This is a genomic window from Halomonas salipaludis, from assembly GCF_002286975.1.
In the GTDB taxonomy this organism is placed as follows: Bacteria; Pseudomonadota; Gammaproteobacteria; order Pseudomonadales; family Halomonadaceae; genus Franzmannia; species Franzmannia salipaludis.
In genome coordinates, this window is the sequence record NZ_NSKB01000002.1 from 229,017 (window position 1) to 249,320 (window position 20,304).

The 20,304-nt window shown below is 62.7% G+C and carries 18 protein-coding genes and 2 tRNA genes; 6 read left to right on the forward strand and 14 right to left on the reverse strand.

Annotated features, from left to right (window positions below; genetic code table 11):
• Positions 1-9 precede the first annotated feature (9 nt).
• The 6 genes from odhB to sdhC all read right to left on the reverse strand — a co-directional run bounded on the left by odhB (position 10) and on the right by sdhC (position 7,917).
• Positions 10-1,563: a 2-oxoglutarate dehydrogenase complex dihydrolipoyllysine-residue succinyltransferase gene (odhB, locus tag CK498_RS05015; protein WP_095619768.1), complete on the reverse strand. Its 1,554-nt coding sequence runs from the start codon at positions 1,561-1,563 to the stop codon at positions 10-12.
• Positions 1,564-1,603: 40 nt separating this feature from the next.
• Entirely contained in the window at positions 1,604-4,438 is a 2,835-nt protein-coding gene (locus CK498_RS05020) for a 2-oxoglutarate dehydrogenase E1 component (protein WP_095619769.1), read from the reverse strand.
• 263 nt (positions 4,439-4,701) lie between these two features.
• Entirely contained in the window at positions 4,702-5,412 is a 711-nt protein-coding gene (locus CK498_RS05025) for a succinate dehydrogenase iron-sulfur subunit (protein WP_095619770.1), read from the reverse strand.
• A 10-nt stretch (positions 5,413-5,422) separates the two neighbouring features.
• On the reverse strand, positions 5,423-7,195 hold the full coding sequence (sdhA, locus tag CK498_RS05030; protein ID WP_095619771.1) for a succinate dehydrogenase flavoprotein subunit: 1,773 nt from the start codon (positions 7,193-7,195) through the stop codon (positions 5,423-5,425).
• Positions 7,196-7,198: 3 nt separating this feature from the next.
• Positions 7,199-7,546 carry a succinate dehydrogenase, hydrophobic membrane anchor protein gene (gene sdhD / locus CK498_RS05035; protein ID WP_089657670.1) on the reverse strand — a complete coding sequence of 116 codons (348 nt, stop codon included), beginning with the start codon at positions 7,544-7,546 and terminating at the stop codon, positions 7,199-7,201.
• Positions 7,540-7,917 (reverse strand): succinate dehydrogenase, cytochrome b556 subunit, encoded by a 378-nt coding sequence (gene sdhC, locus CK498_RS05040; RefSeq protein WP_198034486.1) that lies wholly within the window; start codon positions 7,915-7,917, stop codon positions 7,540-7,542. The genes sdhD and sdhC overlap by 7 nt, the downstream gene beginning before the upstream one ends.
• A gap of 404 nt (positions 7,918-8,321) precedes the next feature.
• On the opposite strand from sdhC, the gene gltA reads away from it, so the two are divergent.
• Positions 8,322-9,608 carry a citrate synthase gene (gene gltA / locus CK498_RS05045; RefSeq protein WP_095619772.1) on the forward strand — a complete coding sequence of 429 codons (1,287 nt, stop codon included), beginning with the start codon at positions 8,322-8,324 and terminating at the stop codon, positions 9,606-9,608.
• Positions 9,609-10,180: 572 nt separating this feature from the next.
• Here the strand turns inward: gltA and CK498_RS05050 are convergent.
• The 7 genes from CK498_RS05050 to zwf all read right to left on the reverse strand — a co-directional run bounded on the left by CK498_RS05050 (position 10,181) and on the right by zwf (position 16,097).
• A tRNA-Glu gene (locus CK498_RS05050) sits at positions 10,181-10,256 on the reverse strand.
• 14 nt (positions 10,257-10,270) lie between these two features.
• Positions 10,271-10,346: transfer RNA gene (locus tag CK498_RS05055), tRNA-Ala, on the reverse strand.
• Positions 10,347-10,414: 68 nt separating this feature from the next.
• A complete protein-coding gene (gltX, locus tag CK498_RS05060) occupies positions 10,415-11,893 on the reverse strand; it encodes a glutamate--tRNA ligase (protein WP_095619773.1) in 1,479 nt (492 codons plus the stop codon).
• A 103-nt stretch (positions 11,894-11,996) separates the two neighbouring features.
• On the reverse strand, positions 11,997-12,893 hold the full coding sequence (locus CK498_RS05065) for a LysR family transcriptional regulator (RefSeq protein WP_095619774.1): 897 nt from the start codon (positions 12,891-12,893) through the stop codon (positions 11,997-11,999).
• A gap of 359 nt (positions 12,894-13,252) precedes the next feature.
• Entirely contained in the window at positions 13,253-13,915 is a 663-nt protein-coding gene (locus CK498_RS05070; RefSeq protein WP_095619775.1) for a bifunctional 4-hydroxy-2-oxoglutarate aldolase/2-dehydro-3-deoxy-phosphogluconate aldolase, read from the reverse strand.
• A gap of 21 nt (positions 13,916-13,936) precedes the next feature.
• Entirely contained in the window at positions 13,937-14,602 is a 666-nt protein-coding gene (gene pgl, locus CK498_RS05075) for a 6-phosphogluconolactonase (protein ID WP_095619776.1), read from the reverse strand.
• A 1-nt stretch (position 14,603) separates the two neighbouring features.
• Positions 14,604-16,097: a glucose-6-phosphate dehydrogenase gene (gene zwf, locus CK498_RS05080; protein WP_095619777.1), complete on the reverse strand. Its 1,494-nt coding sequence runs from the start codon at positions 16,095-16,097 to the stop codon at positions 14,604-14,606.
• 246 nt (positions 16,098-16,343) lie between these two features.
• On the opposite strand from zwf, the gene CK498_RS05085 reads away from it, so the two are divergent.
• Positions 16,344-17,207, forward strand: coding sequence for a MurR/RpiR family transcriptional regulator (locus CK498_RS05085; protein ID WP_095619778.1), 864 nt, complete (start codon positions 16,344-16,346; stop codon positions 17,205-17,207).
• Between the two features lie 172 nt (positions 17,208-17,379).
• On the opposite strand, the gene CK498_RS25670 is transcribed toward CK498_RS05085, so the two are convergent.
• Entirely contained in the window at positions 17,380-18,039 is a 660-nt protein-coding gene (locus CK498_RS25670) for a flagellar biosynthesis protein (RefSeq protein WP_141246913.1), read from the reverse strand.
• A 339-nt stretch (positions 18,040-18,378) separates the two neighbouring features.
• Here CK498_RS25670 and CK498_RS05095 point away from each other — a divergent pair, with 339 nt between their 5' ends.
• Genes CK498_RS05095 through CK498_RS05110 form a run of 4 tightly spaced genes read left to right on the forward strand, consistent with a single transcriptional unit; the run spans position 18,379 to position 20,275 of the window.
• Entirely contained in the window at positions 18,379-18,993 is a 615-nt protein-coding gene (locus CK498_RS05095) for a beta-ketoacyl synthase chain length factor (RefSeq protein WP_229359000.1), read from the forward strand.
• The gene (locus tag CK498_RS05100; RefSeq protein WP_095619781.1) at positions 18,990-19,778 is read left to right on the forward strand and encodes a lysophospholipid acyltransferase family protein; all 789 of its coding nucleotides are present in this window, start codon (positions 18,990-18,992) and stop codon (positions 19,776-19,778) included. Before CK498_RS05095 ends, CK498_RS05100 begins: the two co-directional genes overlap by 4 nt.
• Positions 19,750-20,019 carry a phosphopantetheine-binding protein gene (locus CK498_RS05105; RefSeq protein ID WP_095619782.1) on the forward strand — a complete coding sequence of 90 codons (270 nt, stop codon included), beginning with the start codon at positions 19,750-19,752 and terminating at the stop codon, positions 20,017-20,019. Before CK498_RS05100 ends, CK498_RS05105 begins: the two co-directional genes overlap by 29 nt.
• Positions 20,009-20,275, forward strand: a complete 267-nt coding sequence (locus CK498_RS05110) for an acyl carrier protein (protein ID WP_229358966.1) — start codon at positions 20,009-20,011, stop codon at positions 20,273-20,275. The genes CK498_RS05105 and CK498_RS05110 overlap by 11 nt, the downstream gene beginning before the upstream one ends.
• Positions 20,276-20,304 lie beyond the last annotated feature (29 nt).

Genomic DNA, 20,304 nt, shown 5'->3' on the forward strand with positions numbered 1-20,304 from the left:
GCAGTCGCGTTATACGTCCAGCAGCAGGCGTGCCGGATCCTCGAGCAGTTCCTTGATGGTGACCAGGAACTGCACCGCGTCCTTGCCATCGATCATGCGGTGGTCGTAGGAGACCGCCAGATACATCATCGGGCGGATCTCGACCTTGCCATTGACCGCCATGGGGCGCTCCTGGATCTTGTGCATGCCCAGGATGGCGGTCTGCGGCGGGTTGATGATCGGCGTCGACATCAGCGAGCCGAAGATGCCACCGTTGGTGATGGTGAAGGTGCCGCCCTGCATCTCGTCGATGCCCAGCTTGCCGTCGCGGGCGCGCTTGCCGAAGTCGACGATGGTCTTCTCGACGTCGGCGATCTTCATGCTGTCGGTATCACGCAGCACCGGCACCACCAGGCCACGGTCGGTGGACACCGCCACGCCGATGTCCTGGTAGCCGTGATAGACGATATCGCTGCCGTCGATGGAGGCATTGACGTCGGGGAAGCGCTTGAGGGCCTCGGAAGCCGCCTTGACGAAGAAGCCCATGAAGCCGAGCTTGGTGTCGTGGGCCTTGAGGAAGGTCTCCTTGTACTGGGCGCGCAGCGCCATCACCGCGCCCATGTCGACCTCATTATAGGTGGTCAGCATGGCGGCGGTCTGCTGGGCCTGGACCAGGCGCTTGGCGATGGTCTGGCGCAGACGGCTCATCGGCACGCGCTTCTCGGGGCGCTCGCCCTCGACGACCGGTGCTGCGGCGGCGGCCTGCTTGGGCGCGCTGGCCGGCTTGGCGGCCTTCTTCGCGGAGCCCTCCTTCACGGCCTTCTGGACGTCCTCCTTGAGGATACGGCCGCCCTTGCCGGTGCCCTCGATCTTGCTGACGTCGAGGTCATGCTCGGCGACCAGCTTGCGCGCCGCCGGGGCGAGGATCTTGTCGCCGACTTTCTCGTCGTCGCCGGCATCGGACTTGGCGCTTTCGGCGGGAGCCGCCTCGCTGCCAGCGCTATCGCCGCCGGCGCCTTCACTGAAGATCGCCAGTACCTCTTCGGAGGCGACCTGGCTACCCTCTTTCGCCTTGATCTCGGCGAGTGCGCCGTCGGCCGGTGCCACGACTTCGAGCACCACCTTGTCGGTTTCGATCTCGGCCAGCACTTCGTCACGCTTGACCGCCTCGCCAACCTGCTTGTTCCAGCTGGCCACAGTGCCTTCCTGAATCGACTCGGGGAAGGTCGGCGCCTTGACGTCGTGCTGCTTGCCGCCAGCGGCGGCGGGCTTGGCATCAGACTTGGGCGCCTCGGCCTTGGCGTCCTCGGCCTTGCCCCCCTTGTCGGCAGCCTTGGCCTTGTCGCCCGCCGCGCCGAGAATGCCCAGCACCTGCTCGGACTGCACGGTATCGCCTTCCTCGGCGTTGATTTCGCTCAGGGTGCCGGCTTCCGGCGCCACCACTTCGAGCACCACCTTGTCGGTCTCGATTTCGACGATCAATTCGTCGCGCTCAACGCTATCGCCGGGCTTCTTGTGCCAGGCCGCCACGCTGCCTTCGGCAACGGACTCTGGAAAGGTTGGCGCTTTGATCTCGGTAGCCATGTCGTTTCCTTGTGTGTTCTCTCTCGTCCGGCAGGACGCCTCATGCATTGAAGGCGTCGTCTACCAGTTGGCGCTGCTGTTCGACGTGTACGGACATATAGCCCGCGGCGGGGGCAGCCGATGCCGGGCGGCCAGCGAATTTGAGCTCGCGACCCAGGCCGTTGTGCAGCATGTCGGCAACTACCCGCATATGGTGCTGGCTCTGGTACCAGGCGCCCTGGTTGAGCGGTTCTTCCTGACACCACACAATCTGTTCGAGGTTGGTATAGCCCTTGAGCGCTTCGTAGAGCTCCTCCTTGGGGAAGGGATAGAGCTGCTCGAGACGCACCACCGCGGTGTCTTCGCGCTCATGCTCGCTGCGATAAGCGGCCAGGTCGTAGTAGACCTTGCCGGCGCACAGCACCACGCGTTTGACCTTCTCGGCGTCGAGCTTGCCCTGGTCCGCCAGCACCATGTGGAACTTGCCGTGGGCCAGCTCCTCGAGGGTCGAGGTCGCCTCCTTGTGGCGCAGCAGGCTCTTGGGCGACATCACCACCAGCGGCTTGCGTAGCGGCCGGATGACCTGGCGACGCAGCAGATGATAGATCTGTGCCGGTGTCGTCGGCACGCAGACCTGCATGTTGTGCTCGGCGCACATCTGCAGGAAGCGCTCCAGGCGCGCCGAGGAGTGCTCGGGGCCCTGCCCTTCGTAGCCGTGGGGCAGCAGCATGGTCAGACCGCACAGCCGGCCCCACTTGGTCTCGCCAGAGGAGATGAACTGGTCGACCACCACCTGGGCACCGTTGAAGAAGTCGCCGAACTGCGCCTCCCAGACCACCAGGTGGTTGGGTGCCGTCGTCGAATAGCCGTACTCGAACGCCAGCACCGCCTCTTCCGAAAGGAAGGAGTCGTGAATGGTGAAGCGCGGCTGGCCGTCGGCCATATGCTGCAGCGGCACATAGGTGCTGCCGTCCTTCTGGTTGTGCACCACCGCATGGCGGTGGGAGAAGGTGCCGCGCCCAGAGTCCTGACCGGTGATGCGGATCGGGTGTCCCTGGTCGAGCAGAGTGGCGTAGGCCAGGGTCTCGGCAAAGCCCCAGTTGAGTCCCATGCCGCCGGCCTGCATCTTGCGACGATCTTCGTAAATCTTGGCCACCTGACGCTGCACCTGAACGCCGTCGGGCACCTCGCACATCTTGGCGGCGAGCTGCTGCATGCGCTTCATGTCGAAGGTGGTATCGGCATCGCCGGTCCACTCATGGCCCAGGTAAGGTCCCCAGTCGACGAATAGCTCGGTGTTGGGCTCCTTGACCAGGGCGTTGGCCACATGGTTGCCGGCCATCAGGTCTTCGCGATAGGTCTCGCCCATCGCCTTGGCGTCATCCTCGGAGAGCACCCCCTCCTCGACCAGTCGCTTGGCATACAGCGCCCGCGCCGAAGGGTGGTTCTTGATCTTCGAGTACATCATCGGCTGGGTGCCGGACGGCTCGTCGGCCTCGTTGTGGCCACGACGGCGGTAGCAGACCAGGTCGATGACCACGTCACGCTTGAACTGCTGACGATAGTCGATGGCCACCTGGGTGGCGTGCAGTACCGCATCCGGGTCGTCGCCGTTGACGTGGAAGATCGGCGCCTGAACCATCTTGGCGATATCGGTGCAGTACTCGGTGGAGCGGGTGTCGTCGGGATGCGAGGTGGTGAAACCGACCTGGTTGTTGATCACGATGTGCAGCGTGCCGCCGGTCTTGTAGGCACGGGTCTGGGACATCTGGAAGGTCTCCATGACCACGCCCTGGCCGGCGAACGCCGCGTCACCGTGAACGTTGATCGGCAGTACCTTGTCCCCCGCCGGGTCGTCGCGACGATCCTGACGGGCGCGCACCGAGCCCTCCACCACCGGCGCCACGATCTCCAGGTGCGACGGGTTGAAGGCCAGTGCCAGGTGGACTTCGCCCCCCGGGGTCATGACGTTGGAGCTGAAGCCCTGGTGATATTTGACGTCGCCGGAGCCGCGTTCGATGACCTTCTTGCCGTCGAACTCCTCGATCAGCTCGGAGGGGCTCTTGCCGAGGATATTGACCAGCAGGTTGAGGCGGCCGCGGTGGGCCATGCCGATCACCACTTCCTTGGTGCCATAGCCACCGGCGCGCTGGATGATCTCGTCCATCATGGGAATGAAGGACTCGCCGCCCTCGAGACCGAAACGCTTGGTGCCCGGGTACTTCGAGGCCAGGTAGTTCTCGAGCCCTTCCGCGGCGCTGAGCCGTTCCAGCACGTGCTTGCGCACCTCGGGGCTGAACTTGGGCTTCGAACGCACCGACTCGAAGCGCTGCTGCAGCCAGCGCTTCTCTTCGGTGTCGACGATATGCATGATCTCGCAGCCGATCGACCGGCAGTAGGTCTCGTCCAGCGCCTGGACGATCTCCTTGAGCGGCGCCTTGTCCTTGCCCAGGAAGAACGAGCCGGTCTGGAATTCGGTGTCCAGGTCGGCATTGGTCAACTGGTGGAAGGAGAGGTCGAGGTCGGGAACCGGAACCGGGCTACGCAGGTCGAGCGGATCGATATCGGCCTTCTGGTGCCCGCGGAAGCGGTAGGCGTTGATCAGCTGCAGCACCTTGACCTGTTTCTTGTTCTCGCCGCTGTCGGCGGCGCTGACGGCCTGGGTGCTGCGGCGTGACTTGCCGAGCTGATAGAACTGGTCGCGAATCGGGCTTAGCGGAACATCGTGGGAGGTACTGCCTTCAGGACGCGGCAACTGGTCGAAGTAGTTGCGCCATTCGTCGGGGACAGCATTGGGATCAACGAGGTACTGCTCGTAGAGCGCTTCTACGTAGTGGGCATTGCCACCACTCACGTGAGAAGTACGCCACATCAACTCCATTATGCCTTCTTGCATCTCTCGGTCACCCTGCACTGATGGGGTGTTGTCGGCGCCTGATACGACGTCGCCGCATCGGCGTTTCTGGTGCCCTGCCGGCGGGGCAGTCATGCTGTCCGGCATGCCTGGACAGGCTGCGTTGCCTGAGCCTCGGCCTGGCCAATGATCGTCGAAAGCCGGTGCCACGGGCACCGGCTCTCTGCGATCAGGGCCGTGATGGACTGCGACACTCGGTCACAGCCCAAAACCGGGCTACATGATAGCAAGCCTGGGGCCGCGATTTAAGTGGCATTGGCCAACAGCATCTCGCGGATCTTGCCGATCGCCCGGGTCGGATTGAGGCCCTTGGGACATACCGACACGCAATTCATGATCCCGCGGCAGCGGAATACGCTGAACGGATCCTCGAGATCGGCCAGGCGCGCCTGGGTCGCTTCGTCACGCGAATCGGCCAGGAAGCGGTAGGACTGCAGCAGGCCGGCAGGGCCAACGAACTTGTCCGGGTTCCACCAGAACGACGGACACGCGGTCGAACAGCAAGCGCACAGGATACACTCGTAGAGGCCGTCGAGCTTGTCGCGCTCTTCCGGCGACTGCAGGCGCTCGATGGCCGGTGCCGGGGTGTCGTTCTGCAGATACGGCTGGATGCGCTCGTACTGCTTGTAGAAGATCCCCATGTCGACCACCAGGTCGCGGATCACCGGCAGACCGGGCAGCGGGCGCAGCACCAGCTTGTTGTTCTTGACCACTTCCGACAGCGGCGTAATGCAGGCCAGGCCGTTCTTGCCGTTCATGTTCATGCCGTCGGAGCCGCAAACTCCCTCGCGGCAGCTGCGGCGATAGGCCATGGAGCTGTCCTGCTCCTTGGTCAGGTGCAGCACGTCGAGCACCATCAGGTCGCGCCCCTTGGTGTCGACCTGGAACTCCTGCATATACGGCGCGGAGTCGGTTTCCGGGTTGTAGCGGTATACGGATACCTGAAGCGTGGACATCGTGACCCCCTTAATAAGTACGGACTTTCGGCTCGAAGGTATCGACGGTCTTCGGCGTGAAGTTGACGTCGCGCTTGCCCAGTGTCTTGTCAGCGGGGAAGTAGAGCGAGTGCTTCAGCCAGTTGACGTCGTCACGATCCGGATAGTCGTAGCGGGAGTGCGCGCCGCGACTCTCCTTGCGCTCCAGTGCCGAGATTGCGGTGGCCTCGGCCACTTCCATCAGGTTATCGAGTTCCAGCGCTTCGACACGCGCGGTGTTGAAGGCGTTGGACTTGTCACCCATGCTGGCATTGGCGATTCGCTCGCGCAGGTCGGCGAGCTTCTTGACGCCCTCCTGCATGTTGTCTTCCTGGCGGAACACGCCGAAGGCGTTCTGCATGATGTCCTGCAGCTCGGCCTTGAGCTCCGGCACGCTCTCGCCGCCGCTGGACTCGTTCCAACGGCTCATGCGCTTCATCGCCGCATCGACGTCGGATTCAGAGGCGTCGAGGTAATCGATGCCCTCGTTGAGCGCACCCTCGATGAACATCCCGGCCGCACGGCCGAACACCACCAGATCGAGCAGCGAGTTGCCACCCAGGCGGTTGGCGCCGTGCACCGACACGCAGGCCGCCTCGCCGCAGGCGAACAGGCCGTTGACGATCTGGTCGTTGCCGTCGGCGTCCTGCATGATCGCCTGGCCGTGCACGTTGGTGGGGATCCCGCCCATCATGTAGTGACAGGTCGGCACCACCGGGATCGGCTCCTTGGCCGGGTCGGCGTGAGCAAAGGTCTTGGACAGCTCGACGATGCCCGGCAGACGCTTGCCCAGCACCTCTTCGCCGAGATGGTCGAGCTTGAGGAAGACGTGGTCGCCCTTCTCGCCGCAGCCGCGCCCCTCGAGGATCTCCATGACCATCGAGCGCGCTACCACATCGCGGCCGGCCAGATCCTTGGCGTTGGGCGCATAGCGCTCCATGAAACGCTCGCCGTCCTTGTTGACCAGGTAGCCGCCCTCACCGCGACAGCCCTCGGTGACCAGGGTACCGGCGCCGTAGATACCGGTGGGGTGGAACTGCCACATCTCCATGTCCTGCATCGGGAAGCCGGCACGCAGCGCCATGCCGATGCCGTCCCCGGTGTTGATCAGGGCATTGGTGGTCGAGGCGTAGATGCGCCCGGCACCGCCGGTGGCCAGCACCGTGGCCTTGGACTTGACGTGCACCACTTCGCCGGTCTCGATGTCCAGCGCGATGCAGCCGACCACGTCGCCGTTGGCATTCTTGACCAGATCCACCGCATACCACTCGTTGAGGAAGGTGGTATTGTTCTTCAGGTTGTTCTGGTAAAGGGTGTGCAGCAGGGCATGGCCGGTGCGGTCGGCCGCGGCACAGGTGCGCGCCGCCTGGCCGCCCTCGCCGAAGTTCTTGGACTGGCCGCCGAACGGACGCTGATAGATGCGGCCGTTATCGAAACGCGAGAACGGCAGCCCCATGTGCTCGAGCTCGAAGACCGCCTTGGGGCCCTCGGAGCACATGTACTCGGCGGCGTCCTGGTCGGCGATATAGTCGCCGCCCTTGACGGTGTCATACATGTGCCAGCGCCAGTCGTCGTTGGGATCGGCCGAGGCGATGGCACAGGTGATACCGCCCTGGGCAGAGACGGTGTGCGAGCGGGTCGGGAAGACCTTGGAGAGCACCGCGGTCTTCTTGCCGGACTTGGCCAGCTCGAGCGCGGCACGCAGGCCGGAGCCACCCCCGCCGATGATGATGGCGTCGAAGGACAGGCTACGCATGTTGGACATGGATCAGGCTCCCCACAGAATTTGAATGCCCCAGACCAGGAACACGAAGATGGCCAGGATGATGGCGCTCTGCACCGCCAGGCGAATGCCGGTCGGCTTGAGATAGTCGGTGGTCACGGTCCATAGCCCGATCCAGGCGTGGGCAGCAATCGAGACGAACGCCAGCAGCGAGAAGATGCGCATCCAGGTCTGGGCGAACAGGCCGCTCCAGGTGGCGTAGTCGAGGCCCGGGTTAAGCAGCAGGTAGGCAACGATGAAGAGCGTGTAGAGTGCCAGGATGACCGCCGAGAAGCGCTGGATCAGCCAGTCGGATAGGCCGCTGCGACCGAAGTTCGTAATATTGGTTACCATACCCAGACTCCTGCGAGAATCACCAGAACCGCACTGACCACCACGGTGATCTGTGCCTTGCGCATGCCGCTTTCGAGGGTCACGCCGATGTTGAGATCCATCAGCAGGTGCTTGATGCCGGCCACGAAGTGGAAGGCCAATGCCGACAGCAGCCCCCAAGCAACCAGCTTGGCCAGCAGGTTGTTGGCCAGGGCGTCCTGCACCGCATAGAAGCCCGCCGGGGACGACAGCGACTTGTCCAGCGCCCAGAAGGCAAAAATCAGGCCGACGAACAGGATAATGCCGGTGATGCGGTGAGTGATCGACGTCAGGGCGGGTAGCGGTAGCTTGATGGTGGAGATATCGAGATTAACGGGTCGTTTGCTATTCACGGCTCTATACACACTCTCTTGGCCCGCTCTGTGCTTCGGGCATGGCCCGAGCGGGCGGTGGTTTTGAGGAAGGGCTCGGCCGGCTGCCAAGTCGGCACGACCTCCAGTTCCTGCCAGTCGCGCGGGGTGGATTATAGGGACTGGGGCCCACCATGACAAATTGTCGACGACCGCTTGCGACCATGGTGTAGGCCTTGACCCTTCGCCGCCAGCGCGGACAATGGTGCAAAGCACCAATAACTATACAAGGCCTGTATAGAAACAGAAAGCCCGCACAACAGCGGGTCGCCATGGGCTAATTGACAATCCCCGGCACGCTTCTATAGTGGGCGAACCTTTTTCGCCGGCTTGGCAAGCGGGACAACGACTTATCGTCTGACGACAAAACTGGAGAGGAGGCCGACATGGCTGACAGAAAAGCAAGATTGACCGTAGACGGGCTCGACAAGACGATCGAATTTCCGGTCTATTCTGGCAGCATGGGCCCGGACGTCATCGACGTGCGCACTCTGAGCGCCGAGGGGCTGTTCACCCACGACCCGGGCTTCATGGCCACCTCTTCCACCGAGTCGGCGATCACCTTCATCGACGGCGGCAAGGGCGTACTGCTGCACCGCGGCTATCCCATCGGCCAACTGGCTGAGAACTCCAACTTCGTCGAGCTGAGCTACGCCCTGCTGTTTGGCGAGCTGCCCAACGACGAGGAGTTCAACAAGTTCGAGCGCACCATCCGCAATCACACCATGGTGCACGAGCAGCTAGCCAATTTTTTCAAGGGCTTCCGCCGTGACGCCCACCCCATGTCGATCCTGTGCGGCGTGGTCGGCGGCCTGGCGGCCTTCTACCACGACCATCTCGACATCACCAAGGAGGAGGATCGGACCATCAGCGCGATCCGCCTGATCGCCAAGATGCCGACCCTGGCGTCGATGTGCTACAAGTACAACATCGGCCAGCCGTTCAACTATCCCCGCAACGACCTGAGCTACGCCGAGAACTTCCTCTACATGATGTTCAGCAACCCCTGCGAGGAGTTCAAGGTCAACCCGGTGTTCGCCAAGGCCATGGATCGCATCTTCATGCTCCACGCCGACCACGAGCAGAACGCCTCCACCTCCACGGTGCGCCTGGCCGGCTCCACCGGCGCCAACCCCTTCGCCTGTATCAGCGCCGGCATTGCAGCGCTGTGGGGGCCGGCCCACGGTGGCGCCAACGAGGCCGTGCTGAACATGCTCGACGAGATCGGCGACGAGTCCGAGGAGAACATCCAGCGCTTCGTCGACCGCGCCAAGGACAAGAGCGACCCGTTCAAGCTGATGGGCTTCGGCCACCGGGTATATCGCAACTTCGACCCGCGCGCCAAGGTCATGAAGGAGACCTGCGACGAAGTGCTGGCCGAACTGGGCATGGCCGACGACCCACAGCTCAAGATCGCCAAGCGCCTCGAGCAGATTGCCCTCGAAGACGAGTACTTCATCGAGCGCAAGCTCTATCCCAACGTCGACTTCTACTCCGGCATCATCCTCAAGGCGATCGGTATTCCCACCAATATGTTCACCGTGGTGTTCGCCGTGTCGCGCACCATCGGCTGGATCTCGCACTGGAACGAGATGATCAGCAGCAACTACAAGATCAGTCGCCCGCGCCAGCTCTACACCGGCCACACCGAGCGCGACTACCCGGCCAAGTAGCCCCACCGTCACCACCCGACAGGCACCACCGTCTGTCACTGCGCGGGCCACCCTGAGGGTGGCCCGCTGCGTTTCTTGCCGGCATCCCGCCACCGATTACAGGCCTTGTACAAGCCCCTCCCGCCGCTGGCAGCAGCAAGCTGCGCCTGTGCGCAGCATGCTGCACCACGGCGAACCCCGACGACTCCTCGCCTCCCGAGGGACTGTCATGGGTTTTCCACACAATCTGTGGATAACACTGTGAGCAACCTCGAGATAAGCCGCACAAGTTACCATGACAAGCGGGCTACAGTTAGATTGCTCAAATTTTGAGCAATTCTATGTCATTGATTTATAACGATTAAACGGAATTTTTCCGAACAGCCCCAGCTTACATCAGGGTTGTGCACAAGCCGTCAACGCCGCATAGCGCCCGTGGACAACTCAGGGGATATGTCAAGCCTGAAAGGCCGATTTATGGCTCATACGTAAGGGGCAGAAAAGCAGACAACGCCATGTGCTTGCGCGTCATATCGCCGTGCGGGTGCACTAACGAAAAGAGACGCCGCAAGGGCGTCTCTTGGTAAAGTAGGTGGCGTCCCATAGGGGGTTCGAACCCCTGTTACCGCCGTGAAAGGGCGGTGTCCTGGACCACTAGACGAATGGGACGCAGCGTTCCGAGATGGTGGAGCCTAGCGGGATCGAACCGCTGACCTCAACACTGCCAGTGTTGCGCTCTCCCAGCTGAGCTAAGGCCCCGTCCCTCAAGAACGAGGCGTATACTACCCGGCGCCTCATTCTTCGTCAACCGCTTTTCGCGCCTCGCCTCACAGCTCGCGGAATTCCTTCTCGAAACGCTTGGCCTGCTTCTTGGACACGCCGCCGAGCACCTCGATGGCATGGCGCAGCCGTGCGCGGGTCATGTCGGAGCCGAGGATCACCATCGCATCCATCACCGAGGTGGAGGTGGCCGAGCCGGTCACGGCGATGAATACCGGCGCCAGCAAGGCCTTCATCTTGAGCTCGAAGTGTTCGCCCAGCACCTTGACCTCGGCCAACAGCACCTCCTTGTCCCAGCGCGACACGCCTTCCAGGCGCCAGACCAGGAACTGCAGCAGCTTGAGCAGCGTCTCGCGCTCAAGCTTGACGTCGGCGAAGCTCGCTTCGTCGATGGCCGGCAAGCCGGAGAAGAAGTGCCCGGCCAGCGGCGCGACCTGGGACAGGGTATCCACCCGCGGGCGTACCTGGGGCAGGATCTGGTTGACGTAGGCTTCGTTGAAGGCCCAGTCGCGCAGCGCCTGGAGAAACGCCGCATCGTCGAGATCCTCGCGGATATAGACGCCGTTGAGCCAGGTCAGCTTGTCCAGGTCGAACACCGGCCCGCCCAGCGACACGCGCTGGATATCGAAACTGGCCATCATCTCGTCGAGGGAGAACTTCTCGCGGTCGTCGGGCATCGACCAGCCCATGCGGCCCAGGTAGTTGGTCACCGCCTGGGGCAGGAACCCCATGCGCCGGTAGTAGTTGATCGAGGTCGGGTTCTTGCGCTTGGAGAGCTTGGACTTGTCCGGGTTGCGCAGCAGCGGCATATGGCAGAGTTGCGGCATCTGCCAGCCGAAGTACTCGTAGAGCAGCTGGTGCTTGGGCGCCGAGTTGATCCACTCCTCGCCACGCAGCACGTGGCTGATGCCCATCAGGTGGTCGTCGACCACGTTGGCCAGGTGGTAGGTGGGCATGCCGTCGGACTTGAGCAGAATCTGCGCATCGACTTGGGCCCAATCGACCTCGATCTCGCCACGCAGCATGTCGTTGACCACACAGGTGCCTTCGCTGGGTACCTGCATGCGCACCACGTAGGGCCAGCCCTCCTGCTCGCGACGCGCCTGCTCGTCGTCGGGCAGCGCCAGGTCGACGGGCTTGAGTGCCATCTGCAGGCCAGCGGCCTTGCGCGCCTCGCGCAGCTCGTCGAGCTCCTCGCTGGTGCGGTAGCACTTGAAGGCGTGGCCGGCATCGAGCAGCCGCTGGGCATGCTCGGCGTAGATCTCGCCGCGCTCGCTCTGGCGATAGGGCCCGTGAGGGCCGCCCACGTCAGGCCCTTCGTCCCAGTCGAGGCCCAGCCAGCGCAGCGAGTCGAGGATCATCTGCTCGGACTCCGGCGTCGAGCGCACCCGGTCGGTGTCCTCGATGCGCAGCACGAACTGGCCGCCGTGCTGGCGAGCGAAGCACAGGTTGAACAGCGCGATATAGGCGGTGCCGACATGGGGGTCGCCGGTCGGCGACGGGGCGATGCGCGTGCGTACGGTCATCTGCTGCAATCCTTGGGTCGAGAAGCTTGCCGGCATTATACGCACTCCCCCGCCGCCCATCAGCCGGGGAATCACCGCCAGCCCCCCAGCGTCCACTAGCGGATTACAACGCCAGGTGCTCGCGAAACCAGTCGGTAATGAAGTCAAGATAGGCGCGGGTCTTGTCGGGCAGGTACTTGCGCGAGCGAAACAGCACCAGCATGCTGCCGTGCTCGTTCCAGTAGGGCTGCAGCAGCGGTACCAGCAGCCCCTCGGCTACCGCCTGGCGGGCGGCGAAGGTTGGCAGGTAGGCCAGCCCGAAGCCGGCCTTGGCGGCCTCCACCACCCCCAGCAGATTGTTGATCACCAGCCGTGAGCTGGGCTCGATATCCAACGGCTGGCCGTTGAGTGAGAAGCGCCAGTGGGCGCCGAGGTCGTAGTTGCCGTAGAACACGCTGTCGTGCTCGCGGATGTCGCGGGGATGCTGGGGACGGTTGACGCGAGCCAGGTACTCCGGTGCCGCGTAGAGCCCGTAGACCACCTTGCACAGCGGCCGCGACACCAGGCTCGAGGGCGGCAGCGGCCCCATGCGGATCGCCAAGTCGACGGCGTCGTCGATGGGCTCGAAGCGCTGGTCCTCGAGCAGAATCTCCACGGCCACGTCGGGATAGCGACGCATGAAGGCGGTGGTCGGCGCGGCCAGGTACATGAAGCCGAAGCTGACCTGGGCACTGACCTTGAGCTGGCCGCGGGGCCGCGCCGTCACCGACTGCACCTGGGCCTCGGCGGAGGCCAGCTCCTCGCGAATGCGCAGACCGTGCTCGTAGTAGATCTGCCCCGACTCGGTGAGCCGCAGCGAGCGCGTCGAGCGGTTTAGCAGGCTCACGCCCAGCTCATCCTCCAGCGCCGCGACGCGCTTGGACGCCAGCGACTTGGAGATGCCCAGGCGCCGCGCCGCAGCGGTGAAGCTGCCGCTGCGCACCACCTCGACGAAGACCTTGAGCGCATCCAGGGTCGCCATGTCATGCCTCATAGCGGTTGTGTGATGGATCGAGCAAAGGTTTCCATTTTGGAAACACTAGTTTTCGATTGTACCCACTTATTCCGCAAAGACCGAGCCCCTATACTGCCTCGGTCTTCACCAGCACCGGCCCCGCCGGACGCGGGTGAGACCAACGCCATCAGGCAACGGGCAATGGTGCCCACGCCTGGATGACGCCTTCAGTGCAACTCGCTTGTGCGCGGCCGGCTATCTCCCGATGACCGGCGCGCTTTCTTTTGTCCGTCACCTGCCCCCCTGGTTACAAAAAAAGACCCGCTCACGGGGAACGGGTCGAACAACAGCACGGGCTGTCGAGAGAGATCGTATTCAGGGCCGCCTCAGTGGTGGAAGCGCTCCGCCGCCTGGCGCGCCAGCTCGCGGATGGCATCCCAGTCCTCGGCCTCGACCAGCGCCTTGGGGGTCAACCAGGAGCCCCCCACGCACATCACATTGGGCAGCGCCAGGTACTCGTCGGCGTTGTCAACGCTGATCCCACCGGTGGGGCAGAAGCGCGCCTCGGGAATCGGCGCGCCGAAGGCCTTGATCGCCTTGGCACCACCGCTCGACTCGGCGGGGAAGAACTTGAAACGCCGGTAGCCATATTGCCAGCCGGTCATCAGTTCGGAGATGGTCGATACACCGGGCAGCATTGGCACCGGGCTCTCGACACCGTAGCGGTAGAGCGCCTCGGTAGCCCCCGGGGTGACCACGAAGTCGGCACCGACCTCCTCGGCCTGACGGTACTGGGCCGGGGTCAATACCGTACCAACCCCGATGCTGGCACCCGGCAAGGCGTCGCGCATGCGCTTGATCGCCTCCAGGGCACAGTCGGTGCGCAGCGTCACCTCGAGCACGCTCAGGCCACCCTCGACCAGGGCACGGCCCATCGGCACCGCGTCCTCGAGCCTTTCGATGGTAATCACCGGGATCACTTCGGCCTTGAGGCAGATGCTGTCGAGCTCAGTGGTGCGCGTGGATGGCAGCTGCTTGTCGATAGTCATGATCAGAGTCTCCAGAAAAGGTCAGGGCGCCCAGTAGATCGCCAGCGGACAGGCCAGAAAAGCGCGGATAGGCAGCGCACGCACGTCGTCGCCCCCCAGCGCCGCGGCCAGTACGCTGCGCTTGTCGTCGCCGTTGATATGCAGCATATGGCGGCGCGCCTGATGCAGACGGCCGGCGCTGAAGGTGATCCGCGGCTGCGGCTGGCTGGGCGTGCGCACCGCCACCAGCGGCTCGTCGCTGGACAGCGCCAGATCGAGCTCGCGGCTGTCGGGAAACAGCGAAGCGGTATGCCCGTCGCCACCCATGCCGAGGATGACCACGCTGGCCGGCCAGGCCAGCGACTCAACCCGTTCACTGACATCGGCAACGCCCTGCTCGGGGGTTCCCGCGGCACTGGTCAGCGCCACGAAATTGGCCGCCGCGGCCGGCCCCTGCAGCAGATGCTCGCGCACCAGCCGGGCATTGCTGTCGGGACTGTCGTCGGCCACCCAGCGCTCGTCGGCGAGGGTCACGTCGATCCGCGACCACGGCAGGTCATAGGCGGCCAGGGCTTGAAAGAACGGCACCGGGGTCGAGCCGCCGGACACCACCAGCAGCACTCTCTGCTGCGCGTCGAGGTCGCTGCGCAGCGCTTCGGCGACCGCCTCGGCGAGCTGCACGGCGAGTTGTTGGCGAGCCTGGCTCATGTCAGTAGTCCTCATACCAGCTGCGACCGTCCTGGGTGATCATGGCTATCGATGCGACCGGCCCCCAGGAGCCGGCCGGGTAGCGCCGCGGCGGCATCTCGCGCGCTTCCCAGCCGGCGATCAGCTGATCGCACCAGCGCCAGGCGTGCTCGACCTCGTCGCGACGTACGAACAGGTACTGCTGGCCCTTCATGACCTCCAGCAACAGCCGCTCGTAGGCATCGGGAATCCGCGACTTGGGGAAGGCGTTGTTGAAATCCAGGTGCAGCGGCCCGGGGCGCAGGCGCATGCCCTTGTCGAGCCCGCTATCCTTGGTCAGCACCTGCAGCGCAATGCCCTCCTCCGGCTGCAGGCGAATGATCAGCTTGTTGGCAGCCAGGCTGCGCTGGTCCGGGTCGAAGATATAGTGCGGCTGCTGGCGGAAGTGGATGACGATCTGCGACAGCTTCTCGGGCATGCGCTTGCCGGTACGCAGGTAGAATGGCACCCCCGCCCAGCGCCAGTTGGCGACCTCGGTCTTCATGGCGACGAAGGTCTCAGTGTGGCTATCGGTGTTGGCGCCCTCCTCCTCGAGATAGCCGGGCACGCTGTTGCCCTCGCTGGTGCCGGCGGTGTACTGGCCGCGCACCACGTCGCGCCCCAACGCCTCGCCGACGAACGGCTTGAGCGCCTTGAGCACCTTGACCTTCTCGTCGCGAATGGCGTCGGCGTCGAGGTTCGACGGTGGGTCCATGGCGATCAGGCACAGCAGCTGCAGCAGGTGGTTCTGCACCATGTCGCGCAGCTGGCCGGCCTGGTCGAAGTAGCCCCAGCGGCCCTCGATGCCGACCTGCTCGGCGACGGTGATCTCGACGTGGGAGATATGGTTCTGGTTCCACTGGGTACCAAACAGCGGGTTGGCGAAGCGCAGCGCGATCAGGTTCTGCACCGTCTCCTTGCCCAGATAGTGGTCGATGCGGTAGATCCGCGACTCGGGGAACACCTCGCCGATCACGTCGTTGATCTGCTGCGATGACTCGAGGTCGTAGCCGATCGGTTTCTCCACCACCACCCGGGCGCTGTCGTCGAGGCTGCCGCTGGCCTGCAGGTTACGGCAGATATCTCCGTAGATGCTGGCCGGTACCGAGAGGTAGACCACCATCGGCCGCGGCGACCCTTCGCGCCAGGCGCGGATCGCCTCATAGCCCTCGACGCTGGCGAAATCCAGCTTGAGGTAGTCGAGACGCGCCATGAAACGCTTGAGGCTGGTCTTGTCCTGCTCGCTACTCTTGACCCGCCGCTGCAGGGCATCGGCGACCTGCTGGCGGAACGCCTCACCGTCGAGATCCTGCCGCGCCAGGCCGACCAGCCGGGTCCCCTCGGGCAGCAGCCCCTCGCGGTCGAGGTGATAGAGCGCCGGAAACAGCTTGCGCAGCGCCAGATCGCCCAGCGCGCCGAACAGCGCCAGATCGATCTCGGTGTCGGCAACGCTCGGCATTGCGCTGTGCTGACTCATGCCTTGCCCCCTGAAATTTGGTTAACTTACCGATAAAATACGTTTTCGCCGACGGATAAAGCAACATTTATCTGTAATTTTACTACCAAAGATGCAGCATCGTCGAGACGGATATGGTCATCCAGACAACCCCAGGCTAGGATAACCAACACCATGTAGTTAAATCACTACATCATCGGCCGCCATGCATCAAGAGCCGGCGCCGCAACACGGCGACGGCCTCAGCTACCCAAGAGTCTAGCCCCCATGTCCAGCCATGACCTGATCGAACGCATTCGCAACCGACTGGACGAGCTCAACCGCTCCGAGCGCAAGGTCGCCGACGTGATACTCGCCGACCCGGCCTCGGCTACCGGCATGAGCATCGCCACCCTGGCCCAGGCCTCCTCGGTCAGTGAACCCACGGTCAACCGCTTCTGCCGCAACTTCGATGCCAAGGGCTATCCCGACTTCAAGATCAAGCTGGCCCAGAGCCTGGCCGGCGGCACGCCCTATGTCAGCCGCAGCGTAGAGCGTGACGACGACGCCGCCGGCTACGGCGACAAGATCTTTGGCGCCACCATCGCCGCCCTCGACGAGGCGCGCCGGGCGCTGGATGCCAAGCGCGTCGAGCGTGCCGTCGATTACCTGATCCAGGCCAAGCAGATCCACTTCTTCGGCCTTGGCGCCTCGGGGCCGGTAGCCCAGGACGCCCAACACAAGTTCTTCCGTTTCAACATGCCGGTGATGGCCTACGAGGACGTGCTGATGCAGCGCATGGTCGCCGCTGCCTGCCACACCGGCGACGTTGTGGTGATCATCTCCTACACCGGGCGCACCCGTGAACTGGTCGAGATCGCCCGTCTGGCGCGGGAGAACGGCGCGGTGGTGCTGGGCATCACCGCCCCCGGCTCACCGCTGGCCGGCGAGTGCACCGAGACCCTCGAGGTGACCACGCCGGAGGACACCGATGTCTACATGCCGATGACCTCGCGGATGATCCACCTGGCACTGATCGACGTACTGGCCACCGGCGTCACCCTGCGCCGCGGCGAGGATTTTCTGATCCATCTCAAGAAGATAAAGGATAGCCTCCAGGCGACGCGCTTCCCCGCTCCTGGGCAGCCTTGACGCAAACGAACTACTGGCAGGCCAAACAGCCTGCCAGCATTCATCAAACGGGCAATTATTCAGCTGACACTGGCGGATAACGAAGTGCGAGCTGAAGAAAGGGGCCCCGAGGAAACCGTGAAAGGCATTTGATCGCTCTATTCACAATCGCTATGCGGCTACCATCCTATTATCAGAGCAATTTCGGCACTTTCTTCATGACCTCATTACGATAGTCTTGCAGCGCCTTTTCAATTATCTCGATCCAGGCCCCATCGGTAGCCACTTGGCGACGCTCCTTCGCATGAATGGTCACTAACTCGTTGACGCCCCCCGAATTCAGCCTCAAATCAGTAGCAATCTTGGTATTCAGCGTAATCGCCCAGAATCCTGGATTGAACCATGCCCAGAACTCATCGATATAGACGTCCATGACAAGCGCATCACTTCCAGGATCAACTGGCTCGTGGTACACAACGTAGCCGGCCTCCTGTAGTGCAACGGTGAGGCTACTGCGTACAACCTCTTCTACTGTTAGCCCCCCTTCTAGCAGGACATCACCCATGGCTTTACCATATCCATTGCGCTTCCTGCCAACAGCTCTCGCCTTCACCTCATCCGTGGCCTGGCTAACCCCACCGGATCCGAGCGAGGGAGTGCTTGGCTCACGCGGAGACTCCTCGAAGACACGCCGATCAATCACTTCACCTATCACGACACCTTGCCCAGTACCACTATATTGGCCTGAACCCGCCTCTGGCAGCGATAACAATATCTCGCTTCGGCTAGTTGCACACCCCGAAAGCAAAATAAGCAAGGCAGCCACAAGTACCCCTGCGTATGTATGGCGCATCAAGATAAGACCTCCATTTTCTGGTTTATAATAATATTGGGCGCTTAAGGTTCATCCAGGCTCGTCACTCTTGGCAACTACCTACCCCCCCCTAGCGGCGACATCCGCAAAAGCGTTATATCAGATTTTACAGATTCATGCGTATGTTTACCTGCTACCGACGCAGGAAATCAGAGGCCCACACCCTGTACATAAGCTATACGTAAACACAGGAAAGTATGACTTTTTATTAGCCATCCAACTACGTTAACATTGCGTCCCTTTTACCCTGGCCGAGCGGCAATCATGCCCTTCTCATTACATCTCGAAGATTGGCGAGGATGGCTTGCGAACGAGGGAATGCTCACCTGCGACCCGAGATATCGTATCTCCTCCCCACCAGGCAACGCTTTGCCGGCCATGTTGCGACGGCGCCTCGACGATACCGGGCGCGCCACCTGCGAGATCCTCAGCGCACTGGATCCTGAAGCGGACTTGCCGTTGGTACATGCTTCTCGCCATGGCGATACCACGCACACTCTGGGTATGCTCGAAGCCCTGGAGGGCGGCGAGCCCATCTCCCCAACGCGCTTCTCCATGTCGGTTCACAACGCGGTTCTGGGCGTTCACTCCATTGCGTGCACTCAACGTCGCCCCATGCAGGCTCTGGGGGCCTGTGGTGACGAATTCGATGCGATTCTTCACGAAGCTCAGGGGTATCTCATGGAAGGTCACAGAGCCGTCGTGGCAATTTTTTCGGAAGGACCGCTTCCCTCGGCTTACCATGGGCACACAGAGCACCCTGGTACCGCCTGTGCCGTAGGTATGCGGTTAACGCTGGACCCGGGGCGAAGGCTCAAGGCCTCTGGTCCGGTGCGCAGCGGCCATCCGAGCCCTCTCGAGGTAATGGGTTGGCTCAGCGGAGACACCCCTTTTCTTGCTGGCCGACATCGGTGGCAACTGGGGGCTGAATGAGCCTGAACAGATGGTTGCGAGGACTGGGCACCGCTCTTTCCTTTATCGCCTTTGGCATCGGCGGCCTTTTCATCGGTCTGGTGGTCGCCCCACTGTTGTCCATATGCGTGCGCGACAACGAGCGACGACATTGTCTGGCAAGACGCCTTATCCAACGCTGCTTCCGGGCTTTCATTCGCATGATGCGGGGCCTGGGCGTACTCGACTATCAATTCGATCACCAGGATCGACTGCAACGCTCCGGCTTGCTGGTCCTAGCCAACCATCCCTCGTTGATCGATGTCGTTTTTCTGCTGGCTCATATGCCCCATGCCAACTGCATCGTCAAGGGACGGCTGGCCAACAACCCGTTCACACGCGGCCCGATTCGCGCAGCAGGCTATATTACCAACAACGAGCCCGAAGCGGTTTTGGAGGCCGCCGAGGATAGCCTCAGGAAAGGCCATTCGCTGATCCTCTTTCCAGAAGGCACCCGCACCAAGCCGCATCAACCCATCAAGTTCAGGCGCGGTGGCGCCAACATCGCTTTGCGGACGGGAACGGCGATCACCCCCGTATTAATACGCTGCAATCCCACCACACTGACCAAGGGCGAGCCTTGGTACCATATCCCGGCGGGCAAGGTGCGTATGGAACTGCGTGTCCTCCACGACCTGCCCTTCAACGACGATAACCAACAGCCGACCGGGCAGCTCGCCAGACAACTGACAAAACGGCTGAGCGATCACTTCAACAGGGAACTGGAACGATTTGACCATGAACCAAACATGCGACCTGACGCTTGAACTCAAGCGCCTGATTATCGACACGCTGGAACTCGAGGACATCACTCCCAGCGACATCGATCCTGAAGCCCCGCTGTTCGGCGATGGACTCGGGCTCGATTCCATCGATGCCCTCGAGCTCGGCTTGGCACTGCAAAAGCACTACGGCATCAAGCTTGACGCCGAAGCCGAGGAAACCCGCCACCATTTTTCCAACTTGAATGCCCTGCATTCTCTCGTGGAGGCCCGCCGTGTCAACTGATACCGTCGCCGAGAATCGCCCCGAAATATTGGCTCACGTGCGCAAGACACTGGTTGAGTTGTTCGACCTCGATACCGCTGACATCACCCCCGAAGCGCGACTCTACGAAGACCTGGATATCGACAGCATCGATGCCGTGGATCTAGTCGTCGAACTCAAGCAGTTTACCGGCCGGCGCATCAACCCCGACGACTTCAAATCGGTGCGCACTATCGATGACGTCGTCAATGCTGTCGAACGTTTGATGCACCGCTGAGAGATGCCGAGACAAGCGCTCAAGTGGCT